Origin of the sequence: Bacillus sp. FSL R12-0074 (assembly GCF_038005725.1) — a bacterium.
GTDB lineage: Bacteria > Bacillota > Bacilli > Bacillales > Bacillaceae_G > Bacillus_A > Bacillus_A mycoides.
The window spans coordinates 3,114,837-3,137,697 of the sequence record NZ_JBBOTR010000001.1 but is presented as its reverse complement, the minus strand read 5'-3'; the positions used below and the strand labels follow the sequence as shown (position 1 = coordinate 3,137,697).

Annotated in this window: 16 protein-coding genes and 2 pseudogenes; 15 read left to right on the top strand and 3 right to left on the bottom strand. The window is 33.4% G+C overall.

All coding sequences use genetic code 11. The features are described from left to right. Nucleotides 1-139: 139 nt before the first annotated feature. The 9 genes and pseudogenes from NSS97_RS16330 to NSS97_RS16290 form a co-directional block, all read left to right on the top strand. Nucleotides 140-349: pseudogene (locus NSS97_RS16330) on the top strand (IS4 family transposase); the annotation flags it as partial. A 625-nt stretch (nt 350-974) separates the two neighbouring features. Then, nucleotides 975-3,380: a PAS domain S-box protein gene (locus tag NSS97_RS16325; RefSeq protein WP_341113410.1), complete on the top strand. Its 2,406-nt coding sequence runs from the start codon at nt 975-977 to the stop codon at nt 3,378-3,380. A gap of 275 nt (nt 3,381-3,655) precedes the next feature. Further along, nucleotides 3,656-5,872 (top strand): binary toxin-like calcium binding domain-containing protein, encoded by a 2,217-nt coding sequence (locus NSS97_RS16320; RefSeq protein WP_044444149.1) that lies wholly within the window; start codon nt 3,656-3,658, stop codon nt 5,870-5,872. 372 nt (nt 5,873-6,244) lie between these two features. Continuing rightward, on the top strand, nt 6,245-6,958 hold the full coding sequence (locus tag NSS97_RS16315; protein ID WP_002017159.1) for a response regulator transcription factor: 714 nt from the start codon (nt 6,245-6,247) through the stop codon (nt 6,956-6,958). Beyond that, nucleotides 6,955-8,013, top strand: a complete 1,059-nt coding sequence (locus tag NSS97_RS16310; RefSeq protein ID WP_044444150.1) for a sensor histidine kinase — start codon at nt 6,955-6,957, stop codon at nt 8,011-8,013. Before NSS97_RS16315 ends, NSS97_RS16310 begins: the two co-directional genes overlap by 4 nt. Before the next feature lie 98 nt (nt 8,014-8,111). After that, the gene (locus tag NSS97_RS16305; protein ID WP_002017161.1) at nt 8,112-8,609 is read left to right on the top strand and encodes a DM13 domain-containing protein; all 498 of its coding nucleotides are present in this window, start codon (nt 8,112-8,114) and stop codon (nt 8,607-8,609) included. Between the two features lie 1,124 nt (nt 8,610-9,733). Then, a complete protein-coding gene (gene sdaAB / locus NSS97_RS16300; protein WP_341113407.1) occupies nt 9,734-10,432 on the top strand; it encodes an L-serine ammonia-lyase, iron-sulfur-dependent subunit beta in 699 nt (232 codons plus the stop codon). A gap of 22 nt (nt 10,433-10,454) precedes the next feature. Further along, nucleotides 10,455-11,333 carry an L-serine ammonia-lyase, iron-sulfur-dependent, subunit alpha gene (sdaAA, locus tag NSS97_RS16295; RefSeq protein WP_341113405.1) on the top strand — a complete coding sequence of 293 codons (879 nt, stop codon included), beginning with the start codon at nt 10,455-10,457 and terminating at the stop codon, nt 11,331-11,333. A 305-nt stretch (nt 11,334-11,638) separates the two neighbouring features. After that, the gene (locus NSS97_RS16290) at nt 11,639-12,958 is read left to right on the top strand and encodes an aromatic amino acid transport family protein (protein WP_341113404.1); all 1,320 of its coding nucleotides are present in this window, start codon (nt 11,639-11,641) and stop codon (nt 12,956-12,958) included. Nucleotides 12,959-13,062: 104 nt separating this feature from the next. Here the strand turns inward: NSS97_RS16290 and NSS97_RS16285 are convergent. Continuing rightward, a pseudogene (locus tag NSS97_RS16285) lies at nt 13,063-13,173 on the bottom strand (IS6 family transposase); the annotation flags it as partial. A 753-nt stretch (nt 13,174-13,926) separates the two neighbouring features. On the opposite strand from NSS97_RS16285, the gene NSS97_RS16280 reads away from it, so the two are divergent. From NSS97_RS16280 to NSS97_RS16255, 6 genes are all read left to right on the top strand, one after another. Next, nucleotides 13,927-15,459, top strand: coding sequence for an alpha/beta hydrolase (locus tag NSS97_RS16280; RefSeq protein ID WP_341113402.1), 1,533 nt, complete (start codon nt 13,927-13,929; stop codon nt 15,457-15,459). A gap of 600 nt (nt 15,460-16,059) precedes the next feature. Next, nucleotides 16,060-17,505, top strand: a complete 1,446-nt coding sequence (locus NSS97_RS16275; RefSeq protein ID WP_113770561.1) for a L,D-transpeptidase family protein — start codon at nt 16,060-16,062, stop codon at nt 17,503-17,505. A 350-nt stretch (nt 17,506-17,855) separates the two neighbouring features. Then, a complete protein-coding gene (locus tag NSS97_RS16270; RefSeq protein WP_002017170.1) occupies nt 17,856-18,071 on the top strand; it encodes a hypothetical protein in 216 nt (71 codons plus the stop codon). Between the two features lie 209 nt (nt 18,072-18,280). Then, on the top strand, nt 18,281-18,910 hold the full coding sequence (locus NSS97_RS16265) for a LysE family translocator (protein WP_000274249.1): 630 nt from the start codon (nt 18,281-18,283) through the stop codon (nt 18,908-18,910). A 625-nt stretch (nt 18,911-19,535) separates the two neighbouring features. Continuing rightward, nucleotides 19,536-19,697 (top strand): hypothetical protein, encoded by a 162-nt coding sequence (locus NSS97_RS16260; RefSeq protein WP_000441003.1) that lies wholly within the window; start codon nt 19,536-19,538, stop codon nt 19,695-19,697. A 328-nt stretch (nt 19,698-20,025) separates the two neighbouring features. Then, a complete protein-coding gene (locus NSS97_RS16255; protein WP_044444155.1) occupies nt 20,026-20,424 on the top strand; it encodes a DUF1259 domain-containing protein in 399 nt (132 codons plus the stop codon). 236 nt (nt 20,425-20,660) lie between these two features. Here NSS97_RS16255 and NSS97_RS16250 read toward each other — a convergent pair whose 3' ends face one another. Then, entirely contained in the window at nt 20,661-22,034 is a 1,374-nt protein-coding gene (locus tag NSS97_RS16250; protein ID WP_341113400.1) for a sensor histidine kinase, read from the bottom strand. Continuing rightward, nucleotides 22,031-22,705 (bottom strand): response regulator transcription factor, encoded by a 675-nt coding sequence (locus NSS97_RS16245; protein ID WP_002084633.1) that lies wholly within the window; start codon nt 22,703-22,705, stop codon nt 22,031-22,033. Before NSS97_RS16245 ends, NSS97_RS16250 begins: the two co-directional genes overlap by 4 nt. Nucleotides 22,706-22,861 lie beyond the last annotated feature (156 nt).

Genomic DNA, 22,861 nt, shown 5'->3' with positions numbered 1-22,861 from the left:
AATGGGAATTTTCTTTAATAGGAGTACCCCCCCGTACCCATCAACTTAAGGATTTAGACTATTCTTAAACTTAAAAGCACGTTACTATTCTCTTATGTTAATGAGAAAGGGTGACGTGCTTTTTATGAATATGCATCAAAAACAAGAGCGATTAGAATGCCACCTTTATGGACAACTCATTAGTATCCTATTATGTTCTTCTACTATGTTTAAAATGAGAGAACTCCTGTTACGTAAGAAACAGAAAGAACTAAGTGAATATAAAGCGATGTACATAATTAAAGATTATTTCTTACTTTTTCATCAAGCACTACATAAAAACACCCTAAGCAAAAAATACAATAGGCTGCCCATATGAACAGCTCATTTACATAATTCTCGTTATTAATAGACAACAATGGATAGAATTTTCGTTTTGGGGTGAATCTATTTTCTTAAGTTGATGGGCATGGGGATGGTACACTAAACTAGACACCAAGTTAAGTGAAAAATTGAACGGCATAAGGCTCCTTATTTCCTAGAACACCTAGCTAAAGCAAAAGAATTTGTACAGTAAAAAAGTGAATATTGAATCAAGGTGCTGGTTGCTTTATGTGTATGGCTTAACCAAAAGATTGCAAATACATTAAAAGAGCAACTTGTAATAAAGATATTGCAATATTTTTAAAGCGAAAAGCCGAAATTGAGGAATTTGAAGAATTGTAATAGTGAAGGAATTGATTAATTTATAAAAAACGTAGGAATTAAATATTCCTACGTTTTTTTGTACATAACATTTAAATAAACACCTTATTTTTGGGGTATTTGAAGGTTCAAATGGAAGATTCCTTGGTTTTCGATTTGAATCAATATGATACTATTTACATGTACTGTCATGTAGGGAATTATATTTTTTACACCTGAACTGTTTGTACTATTTGTAGGATTTTCTGTTTTTTTGTCGAATATATCTTTAATGCAAGGAGGGACATTACATGATTATTAAAGACTATTTCATCAATCTTTCTATTTTTTCTTTATTAGTTAGCGCAGCGATATTTATTCAAGTGTTTTTGATTCATTCCAGGCGATATTTCGAAAAATTCTATGGAGGAATTATTGCAGTTACTTTGATGCTCTTTTCTTTTCCATACATGGGATTTTCCTACGATCTTCGAGTTGTTCCTCTTATTCTATCTTTTATTTACTTTGGTCGCATTGCTGGTTGGATTACATTAATTAGCATTATTATCATGCGTATCTTTTACATTGGAGGTTACTGGGAACCTCCTGTGATTGCTTATTTAGGTTTGGGTATCCTATTTGTTACTTTTAAAACATATTTTAAAAACCTTCATCCTTTTAAAAGTGCATCTTTATATTTTTCTGTTTTTGTCGGAATAAAGTGGTTAGTTGGTGTATTCTTTAATACTAAGTTACTTTACACTGGAGGCTTATTATATATAGCTTTAGGGCTTTTAATTGGGCTATTTCTTATGGAAGCCTACCAGAGATTATATTATTTAACACAGGACTTATCTAAAATGAATCGGGAATTAAAAAAATCCAAGCAAGAACTCACAGATACCGTACATGAGCTTCAAGGAGGGATTTTTAAATTTAAAAAAGTGGGTAAGCACTTTATACACACTTTATGTGATGGACAGTTTTATTATCAAAAAGGATTTTATTCTGAACAGGTGGTAGGGAAAAGCTTACGGACTATTGATGCTTCTATTGTTCCACCACATTTAGTTCCACAATTGATGAAGTATTATCTTCAGGCATGGGAAGGGAAAGAAATTATATTCGAATTACCCTGGCCAGATGATAAAACGATTATTCTTATTGCACTTAGGCCGATTAAACGAAATGGACAAGTTATGGAAGTTGTTGGTTCTATAGTCGATATAACCGAAAGGAAAAAGGTAGAATCAGAATTAAGAGCTACCAAAGAATTACTAGAATCATTTATAAAGCATAATGTAGATGCTATTACCATTTCTGATCGAGAAGGGCATATTTTACAAGCAAATAAAGCTTATGAAAAGATATTTGGATGGTCATTACAAGAAATCATAGGTAAGAGATTACCCTGTGTACCAGATTTCTTAATGGAAGAATCACTTAAAAATATTCAGAAAATTCTAACAGGTGAATCCGTAGTTACCAGATTAGAAACTGTTAGACGACGTAACGATGGAAGTCTTCTTGATGTCAGTCTGACAGTTTCTCCTATACTAGACGTAAGAGGAAATGTGATAGCTTTATCTGCAATATGTAGAGACATCTCTGAAAGAAAACAAGCAGAAAGAGAACGACATCGATTACACCAACAATTAAAAGATAGTGAAATGAAGTACCGTGCACTAATCGAACAAGCAACTGATGCAGTATATGTAGTAGAGCTGAATGAAAACCATGTTCCAAGTCGATTCATTGAGGTAAATCCTGTTGGTTGTAAAAGATTTGGATATAGTAGAGAAGAGCTGCTCTCGTTACCATTTCCAAATGTAGTACCACAAGATTCTAAAATGATTGTAAGGTTTTTAGAAAAAATTAGAGAGGGACAAACTTCCTTCACTTTGCAAGATGAATATGTTTTTCCAACAGGAAAAATAATAACAACTGAGTTTAGTGTCCGTGTTTTTAACTTAAATGGTAAAAAAGTTTTCCTAAGTATTTCTCGTGATATCACTGAACGGCTAAAAACAGAAGAATTACTACGGAAATCTGAAAAACTTGCTGTCGTAGGACAATTAGCGACTGCAATGGCTCATGAAATTAATAATCCATTAACCGCAATGAAAGGGTTTATGCAATTACTAAAATCAACGGAAACTGAGAATAATCGGGGTTATATAAATATAGTATCATCAGAGATTGAGCGTATAGAAAGTATTACTAATGAATTTATGGCGGTAGCCAAACCACAGGTGGTAAAGATACAACTTAATGATATTAGTGTGCTAATGGATCAAGTTTTAATGCTACTGCAACCTCAAGCAATGATGAATAATATAAAAATTAGAATTGATTTTACACCTGGTATTCCACTGATTCCATGTGAAGGAAATCAATTAAAACAAGTATTTGTTAATATTATAAAAAATGCAATTGAATCCATGCCAACAGGAGGAGAAATTTTGATTCAATTTGATAAACTTGATAATAATCAAATAAGGATTCGCTTTATCGATCAAGGATGTGGGATTCCAAAAGAACGTATACCATATTTAGGAGAACCTTTTTACAGTATTAAGGAAGAGGGAATCGGCTTAGGATTAATGGTCTGTTATAAAATTATTGAAACACACCAGGGGAAGGTATTTATTGAGAGTGAAGTGAATAAGGGGACTATAGTTGAAGTCACTCTCCCAATTTGCACACTTCAAAATTAATACATTCTTTTACTGAAATTTTATAAGTTAGTGAGCAGTTAGCTTTGGCTAGCTGCTTTTTTGTATATATTGTAATCGATTCTTCATATTACGGCTTTTTGATGTTTCATATATAGATTTTATGGCTTTTAAAAACTCTGTAAGTGTTTTGTAATATTTACGAGAGACTTTTTTAACAGTTATGAGAGAGAAAAGAAAGATTTGTTATATATGATGAAATTAATCTTACTAGTAGGTGTTCTAATGGACCTAGAAACCAAGGAGGAAAAATAACAATGAAACAATTGAAGCCAGCAATTAGTGTATTAGGTAGTGTATCGATGGCACTGACTTTAGCATCTCCTGCTTTAGCAGATGTAAAACAACCGAATCCAGGAGGTACAGTTGAAATATTCAAAGAGAATGCAAATGTAAAAAAAGAAGATAAGAATTTCACGCTCGGATCTGATGGGGAAATAGGTTCACTCATTACACAAAACATTGAAATGGCAAACAACGATTGGGATAAAGATGGTATTTCCAACGACTTAGAGATTAATGGATATAAAATTGAATTCAATTCACAAACTGGAAAAAATGAAGCGAAAGCATGGGATCCCCAGAAGGATAAAGGGAAACCAAAATTTATATCGAATCCTATGAATGCAAATACGGATGGTGATCCTTTTACTGATATGTATGAGGTTGAGAATTATAACAACGATTCTGATACTAATTTCAATCCGATAGTTGCCAACATGCCGAATTTGCAAATTGGTGTCAAACGAATTGAAGTAATTCCTATTGCAACCATTACGGATAATAATGGCGGATCAGTTAGTAGAGGATGGGAAAAAAGTGTATCTACACAACATTCATTTAATGTAGGTTTAAGTGGTTCAGGTGGTGTAGAAGGCTCAGCAGCCGGTCCTGTTCCTTCCGGAAGTGTTTCAGCAAATGTGGGATACGGATATTCAAAAACAACTACGGAAACGGAGAGTTATACAAATAATTTTGATTGGTCTACTGCAACAACTGTGGATACAGCGAACGCAGCAAAATTACGGGTACATTTGGAATATAAGAATGTAGGAACAGCATCCGCTGAAAATGTTTCGCCTCATTTTAATATTCGTTTAGGAAACAAAATTATTAATACTGTAAAGGCAACACAAGATCGTTATAAAGCAAACTATTTAAGTACAGAAAAAGGTGGACGGAATAAAACAGAAGTAGTAATTGACAGTTTAGAAGGACAAGCAGATGCGAATATTGTCTTATCTTTGGATGAATTGAAAGCTGTTGAACAAGGGGAACTTCTTTCGATTGAAGTTTTACCTACAAGTACAATGGATTTATCTATTGAAAAAGGTGAAGAAATTATGCATTTGGGGGATTCAGGGAGATATGAGTCTAGAGTAAATGCAGCTACTGAACAATTAGAAACAGATATAGGGAATATACCAAAGTTTAGGGTATATACTCCTAAAGACAAATCTCTTGCTGATAAGCCAGTTTTATCCTATAACGAAGTTTTTCAACAGGTAAATATAGATACGAAAAAAGTAAATCATATTGTAAACAAGGCTAAAAGTACTAATAACGTATCAGTGGTTTCAGCTAATAATGGAACTGATGCATTGAACGATTTAAAGGCGGGACAGGGAGATCGCGGTTATTTACATAAAGACTCTGTACACGGAGCTTTTGCAAAGCTACAGCAACCAACATTAGTAGAAGGTAGTTATGATTCTGTGACGCAAAAGATTAGGGCAACAATTTTACCTGGTTTATTTGGAGTGAGTAAAGATATTCCTACTACTTATAGTAAGAAATGGAATGCTCCGTCACAAACAGTAACACTGGTTAAACGTGAAAATGGATTTACATATGAGTCTAGAGAAAATATACACCCTATTAAATCTGAAATTGCTGCGCACAGAAAAGTTACATTTGAAATCAATGACGCACACAATCTAACGCCTACACAAAAGATTGATACTGAAATTAAAGCTAATAAAGAATTTGAAGATTATGTAGTAGATAATTCAGGTGAATTTGTTACAGAAGGAGTTCCTTATACCGTGGCTTCATATGGAAATACAGCTTATTTGGGAAGTCATCATGCAGGGAATAAATGGGAATATCTTTGGGCTGAAAAATCTAGCGATGAAAAAGTGAATGTAATTATTGAAAGAGTAGGTCAACCTAAACCTGGAAAACCAATTAAAAAGGATGAAGAGGTATTAATTAAATTTCAAAATCCTATTTATTCAGATTATGCATATTTAAAACTTCAAGATAGTTATATCCATTTAGATCAAAAACAGAACGCAAGTACTTTTAAATTTAATCATGCATATCCAAAGAATTTCACTGGACACCATAAGCAATGGAACATACTATCTAATGGTAATAAGTTAAAGGTAGGATATTTAATCGATTATATGAAATATGGTAATGGAGAGAATGGGACTGATACTATAGCATGGAATCTATCAAGAGTTCAGTAATAGGTAACAGTTCTGTTGCTAAGTTTGGAAAGAGAACTGGAAATGAATTGAATCCGAAAAGTTAGATACAATAATTTAGGTTACTAATAAGGAATGAGTTCGATGTTGAATCGGACTCATTCCTTTTAATTTATATAATTTAGAAACTACTATTTTAAATACTTATCTAGTCATGTAAGTAATCAAATGTTAAGATTACTATCTGTATTACATGATTTATTTTCCGAATTTTCATTTGTTTCGAGGGTGAAATGTGGAATTCTGATTTATTTATGTGATTAGTTTTTATATCTTTACCTATAAAGATATTTTTATTGGATAATAGAAAAAATAAATTTTTTGTTATTGGTGAAAAAGAAGTGAGGATAGTATATGAAGAAAAGAATTTTAATCGTAGAAGATGAAGAAAATATTCGAGAAGTATGCAAACGGTATTTAGAAAGAGAAGAATATGAAGTTTATACCGCTGTAAATGGTAAAGAAGGTTGGGATTTATTTCTTACACATCAACCAGATTTAATTATATTAGATTTGATGATGCCAAAAAAAGATGGATGGGAATTATGCGAGGAAATTCGTCAACAATCAAATGTCCCTATTATTATGTTAACTGCTAAGGGAGAGGAAAGGGATCGAATTTTAGGCTTAACAATGGGGGCAGATGATTATTTAACAAAGCCATTTTCCCCTCGTGAATTAGTATTAAGGGTTCAAATTATACTAAGAAGAGGAAGCCATGTACAAATACAAGCGAAAGAATCCTTATTGGAAGTGATAGAGTTTCCAGATTTAAAAATATATCCAAAGACAAGATATGTACTTGTTTGTAATAAGGAAGTGGAGTTAACGGTGAAAGAGTTTGAGGTACTTTATCTCATGGCAAAGCATCCAAAACAAGTATTTTCTCGCTCGCAGCTTCTTGAATTAATTTGGGATTTTGGACATGAAGGAGCATCAAACACAGTTACCGTGTTAGTGAGTCGTTTACGTGAAAAGCTCGAGAAGCATACGATAAAGAATCGTTGGATTCATACGGTTTGGGGTATAGGATATCGCTTTGAGCCAAATGGAGGAAATGAAACATGAGATTACGTATTCAATTGTTACTCATGAATCTATTAAGTACTAGTATTATGGTAATTGCTATATGGTATAGTGATACGAAAATGTTACTTGAACCGGAACAAACGCGGTTATTAACAGTAATTGCATTTGTGGCATTCATTATTTCAACGTTTATTTATTGGTTAATGACACGTCCTATCATGAGATCTATACAAAATTTAATAAAATTGACGAAACAATTTAGTGATAGACACTTTGAAACGATGTATATAATTGGGCAAGAACCACGTGAGTTTAAAGAATTGGCAACAGCCTTTCAACAGATGGCAAAAAAATTAGAAGAAGGGTTTACTAAGTTAGAGGAACAGGAAAACTCTCGTAAGGAGCTAATTACCAATATCTCACACGACTTACGAACACCTATGACTAGCATGCAAATGATGATAGAAGCATTACAAGATAACCTGATTGAAGATCCTGAAATGAAAAAGCAATACTTAGCAACGGTTTTAAAAGAAATAGAAAGATTAAATGGATTAATTAACGACTTATTTGATCTTTCAAAGTTAGAGTTTGAGCAAGTAGATTTTCACCCAAGTTTCACACATTTAGATAAAGTTCTATTAGATGTATTAGAGTCACATTCTGTCTTATTAGGAGACAAACAAATCCATGTGAAATTGGATGTCCCTGATACATTACCTCGACTTTTGATTATGCCTTGTAAAATAGAAAGGGTCATAGGTAATTTATTACATAATGCAATTCGATATTCTCCTATCTCTGGAACAATTGAATTGACTGTAGTGGAAAATAAACCAACTCAACAGGTCCAATTCACTTTGCGGGATGAAGGAATGGGAATTTCTCCAAATGATCAATTACGCGTATTTGAACGTTTTTTTAGAACAGATCGATCAAGAAGTTCACAATCTGGAGGTTCCGGACTTGGATTAGCTATTGCAAAATCATTGATTGAAATGCACAAAGGGGAAATTGGTGTAAGGAATCGCGCAGATGGTAAGCAGGGAAGTGAATTTTGGTTCACTCTTCCCATCACATCAGTAAAAAAATAAGACGGCTGAAAGACTTTTGTAACATTTACGTTAGAAAAATGAAAGACCTTCTTGTTAACATACTACTACACAGTATGTTACAGGAGGTTTTTTACTTTATGAAAAGAAAATATGTATGGCTTATAGGTGGTTTGATAATTGTATTGGGGATTTTATGGTCATTGTTCCGACCAGAGAAATTATTTATTGATAAGCACGTAAATGAATCATTGCCACAAGCAGAGATACAATCAACTGAAGTAAGGCAACAAAGTGATCGAGTAATAAGGGAAGGTCAGTTTCAAAACGGTGTCCATGAAACAACTGGAACGGCAAAAATTTACCAATTAGCGGATGGAAAACGTGTTTTACGACTTTCTGATTTTGCAACATCTAATGGGCCAGATGTACGAGTTGTATTAGTTCCTACAAATCGTTTGAAAAATAATGAAGACGTGAAAAACTATCAGTATATTGAATTAGGAAAATTAAAGGGAAATAAAGGAGACCAAAACTACGAAATTCCTGAAGGGATAGATGTAAGTGAATATGGTTCGGTTTCTGTTTGGTGTAAAAGATTTAATGAAAACTTTGGTGCGGTTTATTTTAATAATTAAATATGAACTTAAAATTTCCTCTTACAGGCGAAATTCATATGAGATATGGTAATAGCTGCAGCGGACTTAGTTGCTAAGAAGGGCACTCATAAGAGTGTTTTTTTCATATTCTTCAATTTTTGTATATTTTAGAGCTATTGGACGTTTACGGAGAGATTTTATTTAGTGTGGAAGCGTACTGTCTGTGAATAGAAGGATGAATAATATGTTACAGGAAAACATAACTCTTTTATAACTTAATTTTGAAGGAACATATACTTTTTTCATTTATCGGCTTGTAAAGAAGTATGGAAATTAAAGTTTATAATTTAAAAGTCAGCTTAAAGATGCAATAAGCAATTTGAATAGTAATCTTAAGTAAATAAAAAAGAGAGAGGAGCATCGATGAGCCCTTCTCTCTTTTTAAATCTAATTAGGGTTTCCATAACTGTAAAGGGGATGGTGTAAATTGTTGGGTATTACCAAAATATTACTTTAAGTTAAGATTATAAAAAAGAAGTTCCTTTTTTCTGAAAAATGAATATTAATGCAAAATTAATGATTAATATTCAAAAATGATTTTATAGTTCATTAATTTATTACTTGCTATCTATATTAATCATTTATTGCAACAGCTTTCATGTCCAAAATTAAATGTTTCAACAAAGGATAATATAAGTATCATTATAATGATTTTCCAATATAATCAATGTGTTAATGAAAGGAACTCTGTGTTATTTTTGCTTTTCTAATAACTAATACAGCTTCAAACAAAGGACACAATTGCTACATGCTAAGTGTAATCTATTACCTATTCAAGATTCTGTTTATTCAATCTTTCTAAAAATAAAAAAATATTGTACTCATAAATATACAAGCTATAATGAGGGCGTCGAGAAAGAATTTATTACCTCTAGAGAAAGTATCAAACCTAGTTTTTTTGCAAAAATCCTAATGACATTGTAAGTAACCTTTTAAATTTGGACATACTGACATGATTACTCTAAGAAAGGTATGTGATCAAAAGGAAAAGTGTATTTGACACGATAATGAAAGCGCCTTCAATAAGGTCTTGTTTTGAATCAGTCATTTTAATAAATTAGATTCAACTGCAATTAAAAATAATAAATTATGGGGGTGCTTATATGAACATGAATGTAGCATCTATTAAAGAAAAAAAGGTTGTTAAATACAAAAGTTGTTTTGATGTGATTGGGCCCATAATGATAGGTCCTTCAAGTTCACATACTGCAGGTGCTTTGGCTATTGGAACGGTGGGCAATAAATTATTTCAAGGTCTTCCAAAAAAAGTCGTGGTAAGGTATTATGAATCATTTGCTGAAACCCATAAAGGTCACGGAACTGATTTTGCAATTATTGCTGGGATATTAGGATTTGCTGCCGATGACAGCAAAGTGCCAGATGCTATTGAAATAGCAGAATCTAAAGGAATTGAAATTACCTTTATTGAAGAAGCAGGTGATAGTCCTGCTGGTCATCCAAATACGGCAGATGTATATTTAGAGGATGAAAGTCGAAGTATTAGAACGATGGGTATTTCTGTCGGCGGTGGATTAATTGAAATCAAACATGTTGAAATTGACGGATTTAGTTTAGATCTGCAGGGGCCATTGCCAGTCATTATTGCAATTTCCGAAAGAGCTGACTTTGAATTTGTTTTACGCAGAATCTTTAAACAATATGATGTAGAAATTAATAACTTTCATAGTTTAGAAGGAAATAGGAAATATTTATATGCATTCGCATTGGATTCGCTATTGCCTGGTAATCTTCAGGAGGAATTAGGAAATTTAAGCAATATAGCTAAGCTCATTATTCTTTAGTTACATTAGGGAGTGAAAAAATATGTATATGGCCATAAAAGAAATTGTGGATGCAGCTAATAAAAGCCAAAAGACAATTTATGAATTAGCAATTGAACAGGAAATTGAACAAACTAAATCTACTTATGAAGAAGTTTGGAGTAAAATGGAACGAAATTTAGCGACTATGCAAAATGCTATAAATAAAAGTATCGAGGGCGACGGTGTATTTTCTCCAACTGGTTTAACCGGAGGTGATGCTGTTAAAATTAAAAACTATCGAGAAAATAGGAAAACCCTTTCTGGAGATTTGATGGTGTTAGGGATCCAAAGTGCTATCGGTGTTAATGAAGTAAATGCTGCATTAGGAGCTATTTGTGCAACTCCAACAGCAGGTGCGAGTGGGACGATTCCGGGAGTCCTATTTAGTATTAAAGATACGTTGGAGTTAAGTCATGAAGATATGATTCATTTTCTATTTACTTCAGCGTTATTTGGAACGATAGTCGCAAACAACGCTTGTATTTCAGGAGCGTACGGAGGATGTCAAGCTGAAGTAGGCAGTGCCTCAGCAATGGCGGCTGCAGCTGCGGTTGAAGCTGCAGGTGGAACGTCACAGCAATCTTCTGAAGCTTTTTCGATTGCATTACAAAATTTACTCGGTTTAGTTTGTGATCCGGTCGCTGGTTTAGTAGAAATTCCTTGTGTAAAGAGAAACGCCATTGGAACGGCAAATGCTTTAGCAGCAGCGGACATCGCATTAGCCGGCGTAAACAATATCATCAATGCTGACGAAGTTATTGAAGCGATGTATAGAGTTGGAAGACAGATGCCTCGCGAATTAAGAGAGACAGGTTTAGGTGGAATTGCAGCTACACCTACAGGGATTGCCATTAAAAATAAAATCTTTGGAGAGAAATAATCAAATCAATGAACAATTATCGGGTATATTGTGAAAAAGTTAACAATCTATTCTCTATTGTTCGCCTAAGGATGTCTGTATATTGGGGGAATTACTAATAAAATATACTACTATATAATTGGAATATTTTGTAAGTGGTGACAACCCCGTCAGGTTGATGCTTCGCTAATTTTTTGATTTTAATTAACTTAGAAGAAGGATATACGATGTGGCGCACTTTATAAACAATTCATTTTTCAAGAACGGTCTATATTCCGATGCCTTAAATAGAGAAGTAAGAATAGGAAACTAGGAGGAATTATTATATGAATGGGAATACTGCAAAAAACATAGAATTTCAAGTTGATAATACTGCAGTAAAAAATGAGAAATATCTAGACCCTAAAAAGTGGCATAAACAGGATACTACCTGGGCATTGAGTCTATTTGGAACAGCAATTGGAGCAGGAGTACTCTTCTTACCTATTAATGCAGGTTCAGGTGGTTTATTATCATTACTGTTAATTACGATACTTGCATTTCCTGTTATGTATTACTCACATAGGGCACTTGCTAAAATGATATACGCTTCCAATTCTGCTGATGAGGGGATTACAGGCACAATAAGAGAGTATTTTGGCAATAAGGCAAGTATAATTTTTAACATAGTATATTTCGTCTCAATTTATACGATCGTACTGATGTATTCGGTTGCACTTACAAATACTGCAAGTAGTTTTATCGTGCATCAATTGCACATGCCGGAGCCTCCAAGGGCCATTTTATCACTTGTATTAGTACTCGGTCTTATCGCTATACTAAATTTCGGTCAAGATATCACTGTAAAGATAATGAGCATGCTAGTATATCCTTTCATAGCTTCTTTACTGTTTATCTCAATATCTTTAATTCCACAGTGGAATACGTCAATGCTTAGTTTCTCAAGTGCGTCTACTGCTTCAACAGGAACAGGGTATTTTGGAGTGATATTGATGATACTACCAATCATCGTATTCTCGTTCAATCATTCTCCTATGATTTCGTCATTCGTTATGAAACAGAGAGCTACGTATGGAATAGAAGCTACTGATGCCAAGTGTGCTCAAATACAAAAAGTTTGCTATATCATGACATTCGCTGTTGTTATGTTCTTTGTTTGGAGCAGTACTTTAAGTTTGACTCCAGATGATCTTAAGATGGCAAAAGAACAGAACTTGTCAATCCTATCATATCTTGCTAATGAGCTTAATTCGCCTGTAATCACTATTGCAGCTCCTATCATTGCTTTTGTGGCTATTACAAAGTCTTTCCTTGGCCATTATGTAGGAGCGTATGAGGTAATGCGTGACATGATTATGAAGTCCGGTAAAAAACGCGGGAAAGATATAGGAGAAAAAACAGTTCAGACAATGATTCTTACTTTTGTCGTATTAACATGCTGGTATGTTGCTTATGCAAATCCAAGTATTCTTGGAATCATTGATGCTCTTAGCGGTCCATTAGTTGCTGCGATCTTATGTCTATTACCAATGTATGCGATTCGTAAAGTACCAGTACTGGCTAAATACAGAGGGAAAATGAGCAATGTGTTTGTCATTATTGTAGGTATACTTACTGTCCTAGCAAGTATTAAGTCGTTATTCTAATTTACTATTGTTAGTTCTGATGCAAAAATAGTGGGATATGAAAAAGAATGAAAAATTCCTAGCGGAACTGAATTAAATATTATTAAACCAGAGCGATTATGGTATTGGACAAACTTTTCCCCTTGGGGAGTTTGTCCTTTTTTGATTATAAGCATAACTTCTATTCCAGCAATCACTTTCTTAGCTGTTTGTAATGAGTTTAATTCAATCATATTATGGTGCCAATTAATGTACATCAAGCTAGTATTTTGAAAGAAACCTTCTTATTTTTCGTTCTGGAGAATATCCGTTTCTTAAGTTAATGGTTTTGAAGTCACCCTTAAATGAAAATTTTCTGTCTCTACATTTAGTTATTTTGAGAAGTCAGCTCATTTTTTGTTTTGAGGCGTTTCTTTTTCTTAAACTGTTGGATATGAGTACCCTCTAGTATAAATTTTACTATTGAAACAAGTGATTTTAACAACGTTAGGAGTGTTCCAGACAGCACAATGTAATTTGTGTTACATAGCAAGAAAAATAATCAAAATTTAAAGCGAGAAAAAGAAGCACCAAAGCAAATAACATCGGTGTTTCTTTTTTTGAGCTTTCGGGCACAGAGGTTCCTACAGCACTATTATACAAGCGATTCTGGATGTAAGGGATTTGTAAGGAATAGGTAAGGAAAAAGAGATTTTCATTGTAAATGATAAAAATATAAAATGGCGCGAAGGGGGAAACAGGTACGACTTATATATGAAAAACAAACCAGTAAAAAGAGTGTTTTAAAGAAAAGAAGTAATTTCTAGAGTTAACATACATGTGGAAAAAGAGGGAGAAGGCATTTTATATTAAAGTTTGTTTATAATAGCTTTTTAACCTGTTAGGGGGATCGTAAAGTAAATTATTAATTACCTTGAAAATTTCTATTTCCTTATAGTACTAGGCATGCTGTATTAAAAATTTTAATTGTGAAGGGAGAATTAATAAATATGAGCACGAAAACAAGAATAGGGAGTAAGTTATTACTTGTCAGTGCAATTTGTGCGATAACTATTCCTTCGGTTTCATATGCGGAGGAAGTAATTTCACCTAAAAATTTCGAGGATTATGCAAACTTGTTCGAGGGACGGAATAAGGACGTGTTGAAAACAAGTTTATATCCAAATACATATAATACCCCCTTCAGCCACCCATTTAAATCGACATTAAAGGAAACAAACACAAATATAAAAAAAATAGACAATATTGAAGATGAAAATCCTGTTATATCTACTACTCTTTCATTTATCCGTTCTATGCATGCTGAAGATTATAAATCTGCATTTGGTTTAACTTCTCGATCATTACAGAAAATAATATCCGAAAAATGGCTGAAGAACTATTGGGAGGAACTTCCTACGCAATTACAAAAAGGTTCTTTTATAGAAATTGGAGAGGTTACACAAAAAGAGACAAATTCTGTTCATACAAATGTAGAGATTAAATTAGTTTTTGAACAAATGACTGTACCTTTACTAATAAAACTAGATCCATCTGGAAAAATAGATGATTTTCAACTCAGTATGTCGTTTAGTCCTGTTGCAGATCGGCCATCATATAGTAAGCCTGAATCATTTATTGATAAAGAAGTAGTAGTTGGAAGTGGTGCATTTCCATTACCAGGAACATTATCTATTCCAAAGGGAAAGGGTCCTTTTCCAGCGGTTATTCTTGTTCATGGAGCTGGAGCAGCCGATCAGGATTCAGCAACGTATGCTTTAAAACCATTTCGCGATTTAGCTGAAGGTCTTGCCTCGAAAGGAATTGCTGTCCTTCGCTATAATAAACGAACCTATGAACATGGATTGAAAACAGAACTTAGTCCTTTTTATACAGTTGATAAAGAGACAACAGATGATGCTCTTCTTGTGAATCAATTTCTTCAAAATGAACCTATGATAGATAAGAATCAAATTTATATTCTTGGTCATAGTCAAGGTGGAATGATGATTCCGAGGATAATTGAAAAAAATCAAGATCAAAATATTGCAGGGGCAATTGTGATGGGAGGAGCGGCCCAGGCATTCACAGACAATGTTTTAGATCAACTTGAGTATCGTCTTTCTATTGGAGAAATGAAACCAGAAGAATATAAATTTTACAAATCGCAATTTGAATTATTAAAGGATCCTAATTTCTCTAGTCAGAATCCTCCAAAGGATTTTTCTTTAGGACCACCAGTATATTGGGATTCTATCCGTAAAATTAAAGCAGCAGAAATGTCAAAAGAACAAAAAACACCGCTTCTTATTCTTCAAGGAGAAAGAGACAATCGAGTTCCATCAAAAATTGAAATTCCTTTTTGGAAAGAACAATTAAAAGAGCGAGATAACATTGATTATCGACTATATCCAAAGTTAAATCACTTCTTTACAGAAGGAGATGGAGAGTCAAGTAAATTGGATGAATATTATAGTCCTGCTAATATCCCTGAGTATGTTATAAATGATATTGCTACTTGGGTGCAAGGAAGATTGAAATAAAATTAGCAACTATATTTTTAAATAGCTATTTTAAGTTCTTAAGGTATATATATAATTATATTATGATGTAAATAACTATAACGAACGGAGTAAAGTTTCTTATTCAAATACTTTAGATTCTCATACCTGGGGGCATCATCCATGCTAGCGTCTTAATATTTGGAAGTATATACAAATACTCTAAACGAAAAAACGGTATTCTTTCTATCTAAGATGTAGAAGGACTATCGTTTATTTTTTTTGAAATGTAAAAAATTTAACATTAATAACAGAATTATATAAACTAATAATGTAAAAGTTTTTGGCAAAATTAGGGGTGATGTTCATAAAAATGGAGAACATACTTCGTATTTTACGTAAAGAGAAAAAGCTTTCCCAAGAGATTTAGCTAAATCCCTTGGTGTAACAGTTGATTAAAGTTTCACTTTATTACTTGTAAAGGGTTATTCAATGTATCGTACTATTGAAAAATCCGAATTTAATTAATTAAATGAGATAAAATCTTTTTAAAAATAATGAAATTTTAGGAAAAATAAGGTACACTAGTCAATGGTTTTAGTTTAAAATCGATTGACGTTAATGTATACGGGGGAAAGATTGATGAACAATAATCCAATAAATGAATCAGTTGAAGAAGTTGAGAGAAAACGAGTAAGATCAAGCAAACGTTTTATAAATTGGAAGCTTATTGCAGCGGGTGTTGGTGTAATTGTACTTCTCATTGGAGGAATGAGTTATTATCAGGCAACTCACTTCAATTCAAATGTTACGATTAATGACACAAAAGTCGGTGGTCTGAACGCTGATCAGGCAATACAGAAATTAAAAACATCTGGACTAGCAAACAAAGTCTATGTCGATCAACAACAAATTTTAGATGAAAAAGAGACAAAAACAGAACTTACGGAAAAAGATTTGCCTCAAGTTAAGAAACTATTAAAAAGCCAGTGGACATTTTTCCCTTCCTCAAAGGAAAAAAATTATTCAGTGCTACCGGAAAAGGCGGATCAGTATCGTAGTGAAACGATGAAAAAACTTGTAGAAGAAAAGCTCATCTCTATGAATGAAAAATTACAAGCGCCTCAAGATGCTATGGCGAAGCTTGAACAAGGAAAAGTTGTTATTTCGAAGAGCGTTGATGGAAAACAGTATGACGTTACTAGTCTACTGAAAGATTACGACAAGCAGAAGTATAAAAGTGAAATTCATCTGAAGTCTACATACATACAGCCTATTAAAGAAGACGATCCGATTGTCAAAAAAGAGGAGAAAGCACTACAGAATCTTCTTGGGCAGTCTGTTGAGTATAAAGTGCAGAATGAAGTGTATCCTTTAAAAGCGAAAGATTTAATTCAAAATGCCTCTATGTCAAAGGATATGAAAGTTACAATCGATGCGAGCGACATTAAGAATAAGATTGCTGAAATTAATAATGCTAAATCAACATTAAATAAAAATTTCAGCTTTAAAACCCATTCCGGTTCGGTCATATCAGTAAAAGGACAAGGCTACGGCTGGGCACTAGATGTTGAAAAAGAAACAAAACAAGTTCAACAAGCTTTTGAAAAGGGTGAAAAATCGCTATCTGCTTCTAATATCCATGGAAATGGTTGGGAGAAGGAAGGTATCGGTTATGAAACAACATCGAATAATGGCATCGGAGACACGTATGCGGAAGTTTCAATTGCAGATCAGCAAATTTGGATTTATAAAGATGGGAAATTAGTCGTCACAACAAATGTAGTAACTGGTAAACATAGCACGAGTGAAGATACATCACCAGGTGTGTGGTACGTTCTATATAAACGAACACCATACACGCTGAAAGGCAGCGCAGTAGGTAAAGCTGATTATGCAGTTAAGGTAGATTACTGGGTTCCATTCACAAATAGCGGCCAAGGATTCCATGATGCAGGCTGGCGAAAAGACTGGGCAAATAATGCCTATTTAACAGGGGGATCAGGCGGGTGTGTAAACCTTCTTCCTAATGTTGCAAAAACTGTATATGATAGTTTGAACACTAATGATCCAGTTATTGTGTACTAGAAAATAGCTACGTATCAAGAAATAAATAAAGCAGGAAATCTTATCTGATGGTAAATGAAAAAACACCTCGTGAAATTGCATACTAAGTGTGCAATTTCAATGGAGGTGTTTTTTGTTTGAAAACAAGAGTTCATTGCCTATAAGAAACGAAGTAGAAAGAGATTGAGATGATAAATAGATATTCAAATAGTCAATAAAATTGACACTGAATATCATTTTCATTTATTATGAAATCGTCGCATGTAATTGGACATGATTTTTGTGAAAAAGTTTACTTTTTTATTAGTATAATAGATTTCTATTAAGGTGTCCCATTTAAGAATTTAAGCGTAGGAAAGGGTAAAATAAAAATGAACTGGAAAAAAGGCGGATTATGGATTATTATTTTTTTCATTGTAAAAGGTACGATTTCTACACTTTTAATAGTTACAGGTGCTAAATATTTTGATTTATCATTTATGCAACTTTTCGTACTAATACTGATCTTATTACTGATTTCTCTCATAAGTCGAAAATTGCTGCATAGACATAAACAAAACAAAAAGCAAAAAGAGCTAAATATATAATGAAGCCCCAGAGACCTTTGGATTTCTGGGGTTTTACTTATTCAATAGTGAGTTTTGGGTCCGCGATACGAATGATACACTCCATCAGTTTTATTGGTTGTAAATCAAAAAATCATTAATTTTATTGAATAAATAGAAAACACTTTTCTTTTTCTTTTATTTAATTTAATATCAATAAGGGCACCAAAAAAATAGATAGGGGTGCTAGAATGTACGGTATTATTAATTACGAAGTGTTTTTACTAACAGGGATTTTATTAAATCTAATTCCTGGCGCAGACACCATGTATATTGTGGGAAGAAGTATTTCACAAGGTAGAAAAGCAGGTGTGTATTCTGTTTTTGGTATTATTACTGGTTCTTTAGTTCATACATTATTGGTTGCTTTTGGTTTATCTATTATACTTACAAAATCCATTGTGTTATTTAACACCATTAAGGTTATAGGTGTTATCTATCTTGTATATTTAGGGATTAAAATGATACTTGATAAAACAAATGTAGCTTTCCAAGCCTCATCCAATAAATTGAACATTAGAAAGATATATTTACAAGGACTCTTAACAAGTCTCACGAATCCAAAAGTCTCTTTATTCTTTATTGCGTTTCTTCCGCAATTTATAGATACAAAGGCTTCAGGCCCTATGCCTTTTATCATTTTAGGAATTACTTTTACAGTCACTGGATTATTGTGGTGTTTATTTGTTGCTTATTTCTCTTCATATGTCACAAAAAAATTAAGAGGAAATCAAAAGGTAGGGATGATTCTAAATAAAGTAACTGGAATGATTTTTATTGGTATGGGGTTAAAGTTGCTTCAAACGAAGGCTCCTCAATAAACCTGAATAATATAAAAATGCCCCCTTTCAAGAAATGTTATCTTTGATTTAAGCTAATTTCTATATACTAAAAGGCCCCTTCAAATTTGAAGGGGCTTTTTGCTTGTTATTTTGGTTTATCTAAAAATTTATTTCATAGTGCAGGATCTATTTTAATTAATTGTCATGAATATATGTGCCCTCCAATGACAAGGTTAAATCTTTTCCAGTATTACATTTAGAAAACTAGAATAGAGGAATCTAGTTATACCAACTAAATGCAGTCTAAGACATTTTTTAACTGAACATTTGGGAAAGAATGTGTTTCTTAACTTAATAGCGATGGAGTAGCACCCCATACCCATCAAGCTGAAAAGGAAAAACACCTTATAACAAAAAAATTCTGCACCATTTAAACTCTGGTAACAATTCATATGATCAAGAATAATTTAGCTAACAGATTTCGTTAAGTTATTATAATATAAAAAAATTAAATTCACCTTCTGCAATCCATTCAAATGGCTCAATTTCCGCATCTTTTGAATTCCCTGAAAGTGCTAAACCTAAGCAAAATAATTAACTATCTCATGCAAGAAAGTTAGGCTAGTTAATCGCATATGTTTTATTGAAGGGATGTGATTGAATTATGGAACGGCCGAATTGGGGAATTGGAGGATTAGTATTCGTTGGCTGCATGTTTCTTGGCGGAGGAGTGGGATCTATATTAGGTGATACTCATGCTGGATGGCTAATAGGGATGGGTGCTGGATTTATTGGGATGGCTTTAACGAGACTGATCAGAAAGTAATATAACGGGATTCTTCTTCGGTTAAATAAGGAAATATGTATGTAAGTAATTCATGGTATAAGAGCTCTATAAGTTATAGTTAGAAGTTTCTCTTTTCTAAATTTCTCCATACATAGATATGATTCTCAAGTCGGAGGATGGCACCTTAGGGTGTCTTTTTTATGCTCTCTAAAAATGTCTTAACATATATAGCCGAGTTAATTCAAATAATCAAGAATAATTGAGCTAACAGATTTCGTTAGATTGCCATCATCTTTTTTGTAATAGAATAGATTCATTACCGTTTCAGACCTATGTATGAATTCATAACCTAACAGTAAAAGGGGGGATGATTAAAGGTATGGCGATTAATGAGGAATCAATTTGTCAACAGTTTGCAAGAATTATCGGCGGCCAAGAAGGATTCGCCGGTGGAAAATGCGTGGCAACAATAAATCGAGATGAAATACAAGCAACAATCTTGGGGAAACGTTTTAGAGTAACAACTTCCTTCTCATTCGAATCACGAGATAATAAAACTGGACGGGCATTATGTCTAGGGCGGGTAGCACTCTTACAAAAGGAAGTCACTGAATTTGTTGCTACAATTATTAAACAAGGAATAATTGTTTCGTCTATACACAATGAGTGGTTATGTGATGATCCAAATTTAATTTACGTTAATATCGAAGACGTTGATGATCCACTAATTTTTGCAAGGAAAGTCAGAAGAGCATTATGCAATTAACCAATTTTTTTAGTTAAATGAGTGATTGTGTTGATTAGAATATTTCAGATTGTTGAATGGTATACTTGGAAAATAGATTTAAGTAGATGGTTTTATAAAATCTCATATATAGCTAAAAAGAGTAACTCCATTTTGATCGCTTTTTTTCAAAATGGAGTTTTTGTATTTACTTTTAAATAAGGACTGAAGAGAGCTTTTTAATCAATCTTTATTCTAAAGCGAAAACCGAGCATACATTATGCTCGGTTTTCAATTGGTAGTTTAAATGTAAAAGTACTGCCTTCTCCTAATTCACTTTCAACGGTAATTTCTCCTCCGTGTAGTTCTATAATCCATTTTACCATCGACAATCCTAAACCTGTGTTTCCATTGTTTGAAGATGTTCGTGCTGCGTCAACTCGATAGAAGCGGTCCCATATTTTCGCAATATGTTGCTCGCTGATGCCTATGCCATTATCGGAGACTTTACCTATTATGTTGGTTTCATCCCGGAACAGTTGCATATTCACAGTGCCGTTCGCTTTGCTATAAGCAATCGCATTCGTTAGTAAATTCATTAATAAACGCATCATCAATGTTTGATCTGCTTTAATAAACAGGTCTTCCTCTATATTTGTTGTTATATTAATCGAAGCTTCTTGAACCATTAATGAAAGCTCTTCTACAACGATTTCCGTTAATTCACTCATATTGATACATTCAAATTGAAAAGTATTATGCTTTTCTTGGTCAACTCGTGCTAATAATAAGAGTTGCGAGATTAACGCGGACATTTTACGCGATTGCCTTAAAATTACTTCTAACGATTCTTCCATTTCTTTCGGATTATTCCTCTGCGATAAAGCGTATTCGCATTGCGAAATAATAACAGATGTTGGTGTTCTTAATTCATGAGATGCGTCAGATGTAAATTGTTTTTCACTTTCGAATGATGTCTCCAATCGCTCAAACATTTTGTCAAAGGTTTGTGCTAAATGATACATTTCGTCTTTCGATGAACCTTGTAAATTAATTCTCTTCGAAAGGTCTTTACCATCACCAATTTCACTGGCTGAATCACTCATTTGTTGCACAGGTCGAAACGCTCTTTGCGTAATAAAATATCCTCCCACTGCCGCAATGAGAATAAGCAATGGAAATGAGATGAGTGTTACCACAATAAGCGTATTCATGGTCGATGATAATTGATTCATGGTCATTATGCCACGAACCCAGACTTGCTCATCGCCGCCTACATTATGGAGAAAATCATATACTATCCATTCCTTATTACCGTCTTTAATGGTTTGTATTTCATCGGATTTAAGCGATACCTTTTTATTAAAGGTTGTTGGATTATGTCCTGCCAGCAGCTCACCTTGTTTACTATAAATGATGATATTTACTCCATCTTCTAAGGCTTCAAATTCATCGTCAATCTTTAACTGTCCATGCTTATATTCGATATCTTCAACACTTTCTTTTACTGTGCTCTTCAATTGATTTTTCATATTAAAAAGCACAACTTTATCTGAAGAAGTTAAAATAAAAGCTAACACGAGTGCCATAATAATTACAACTAGCCCCGTATACCATAGGGTCACTCTCATTTTTATTGATAGTCTTTTCATGATTCAACTCGCAATACGTAACCAGTGCCTCGTACAGTATGAATTAACTTCGTTTCAAACTGGCTATCAATTTTTTTACGAAGGTATCGGACGTAAACATCAATAATATTCGAGCCACCTTCATAGTCGTAATTCCACACATGTTGCTCAATTTTATCTCGTGTCAACACAACTTCTTTATTACGAATCATATATTCTAAAATAGCAAATTCTTTACTGGAAAGATTGATAACTTGATCTCCTCTTGTTACTTTATGCATATTGCAATCCACCACTAGGTCAGCGATTTCAAACACATTAGATGTATTTCCTGTTTTTCTTCGCATCAACACTCGAATTCTTGCTAACAGTTCATCAAAAGCAAACGGCTTTACTAAATAATCGTCCGCACCTAAGTCGAGTCCTGTTACGCGATCATCAATTGTATCTTTAGCTGTAAGAAGCAAGACAGGAGTGGTATTATTGTCCGCGCGTAATCTTTGTAATACTTGTAAACCATCTATTCCGGGAATCATAATGTCAAGCACAATCAAATCGTAGGTAGCCATGCTTATATAATCTAATGCATCTTCTCCATTCCCACATCCATCGACACTATAATATTCTGCATTTAATCGTTTTACTAATATATTTTGTAAGTCTTGTTCATCTTCGACAATAAGAACTCGCATTAACATTCTCCTTTTCTTCTTATTTATATGTATCACTATAATTTCAAAACATTAAAGAAAGATTAGAAACTATTTAATTATATCATTTTATTTTTTTGCACATTAATCTTCCTTTAATGTTTGTTCAGTAATATAAGGACATGGATAAGGTGCACA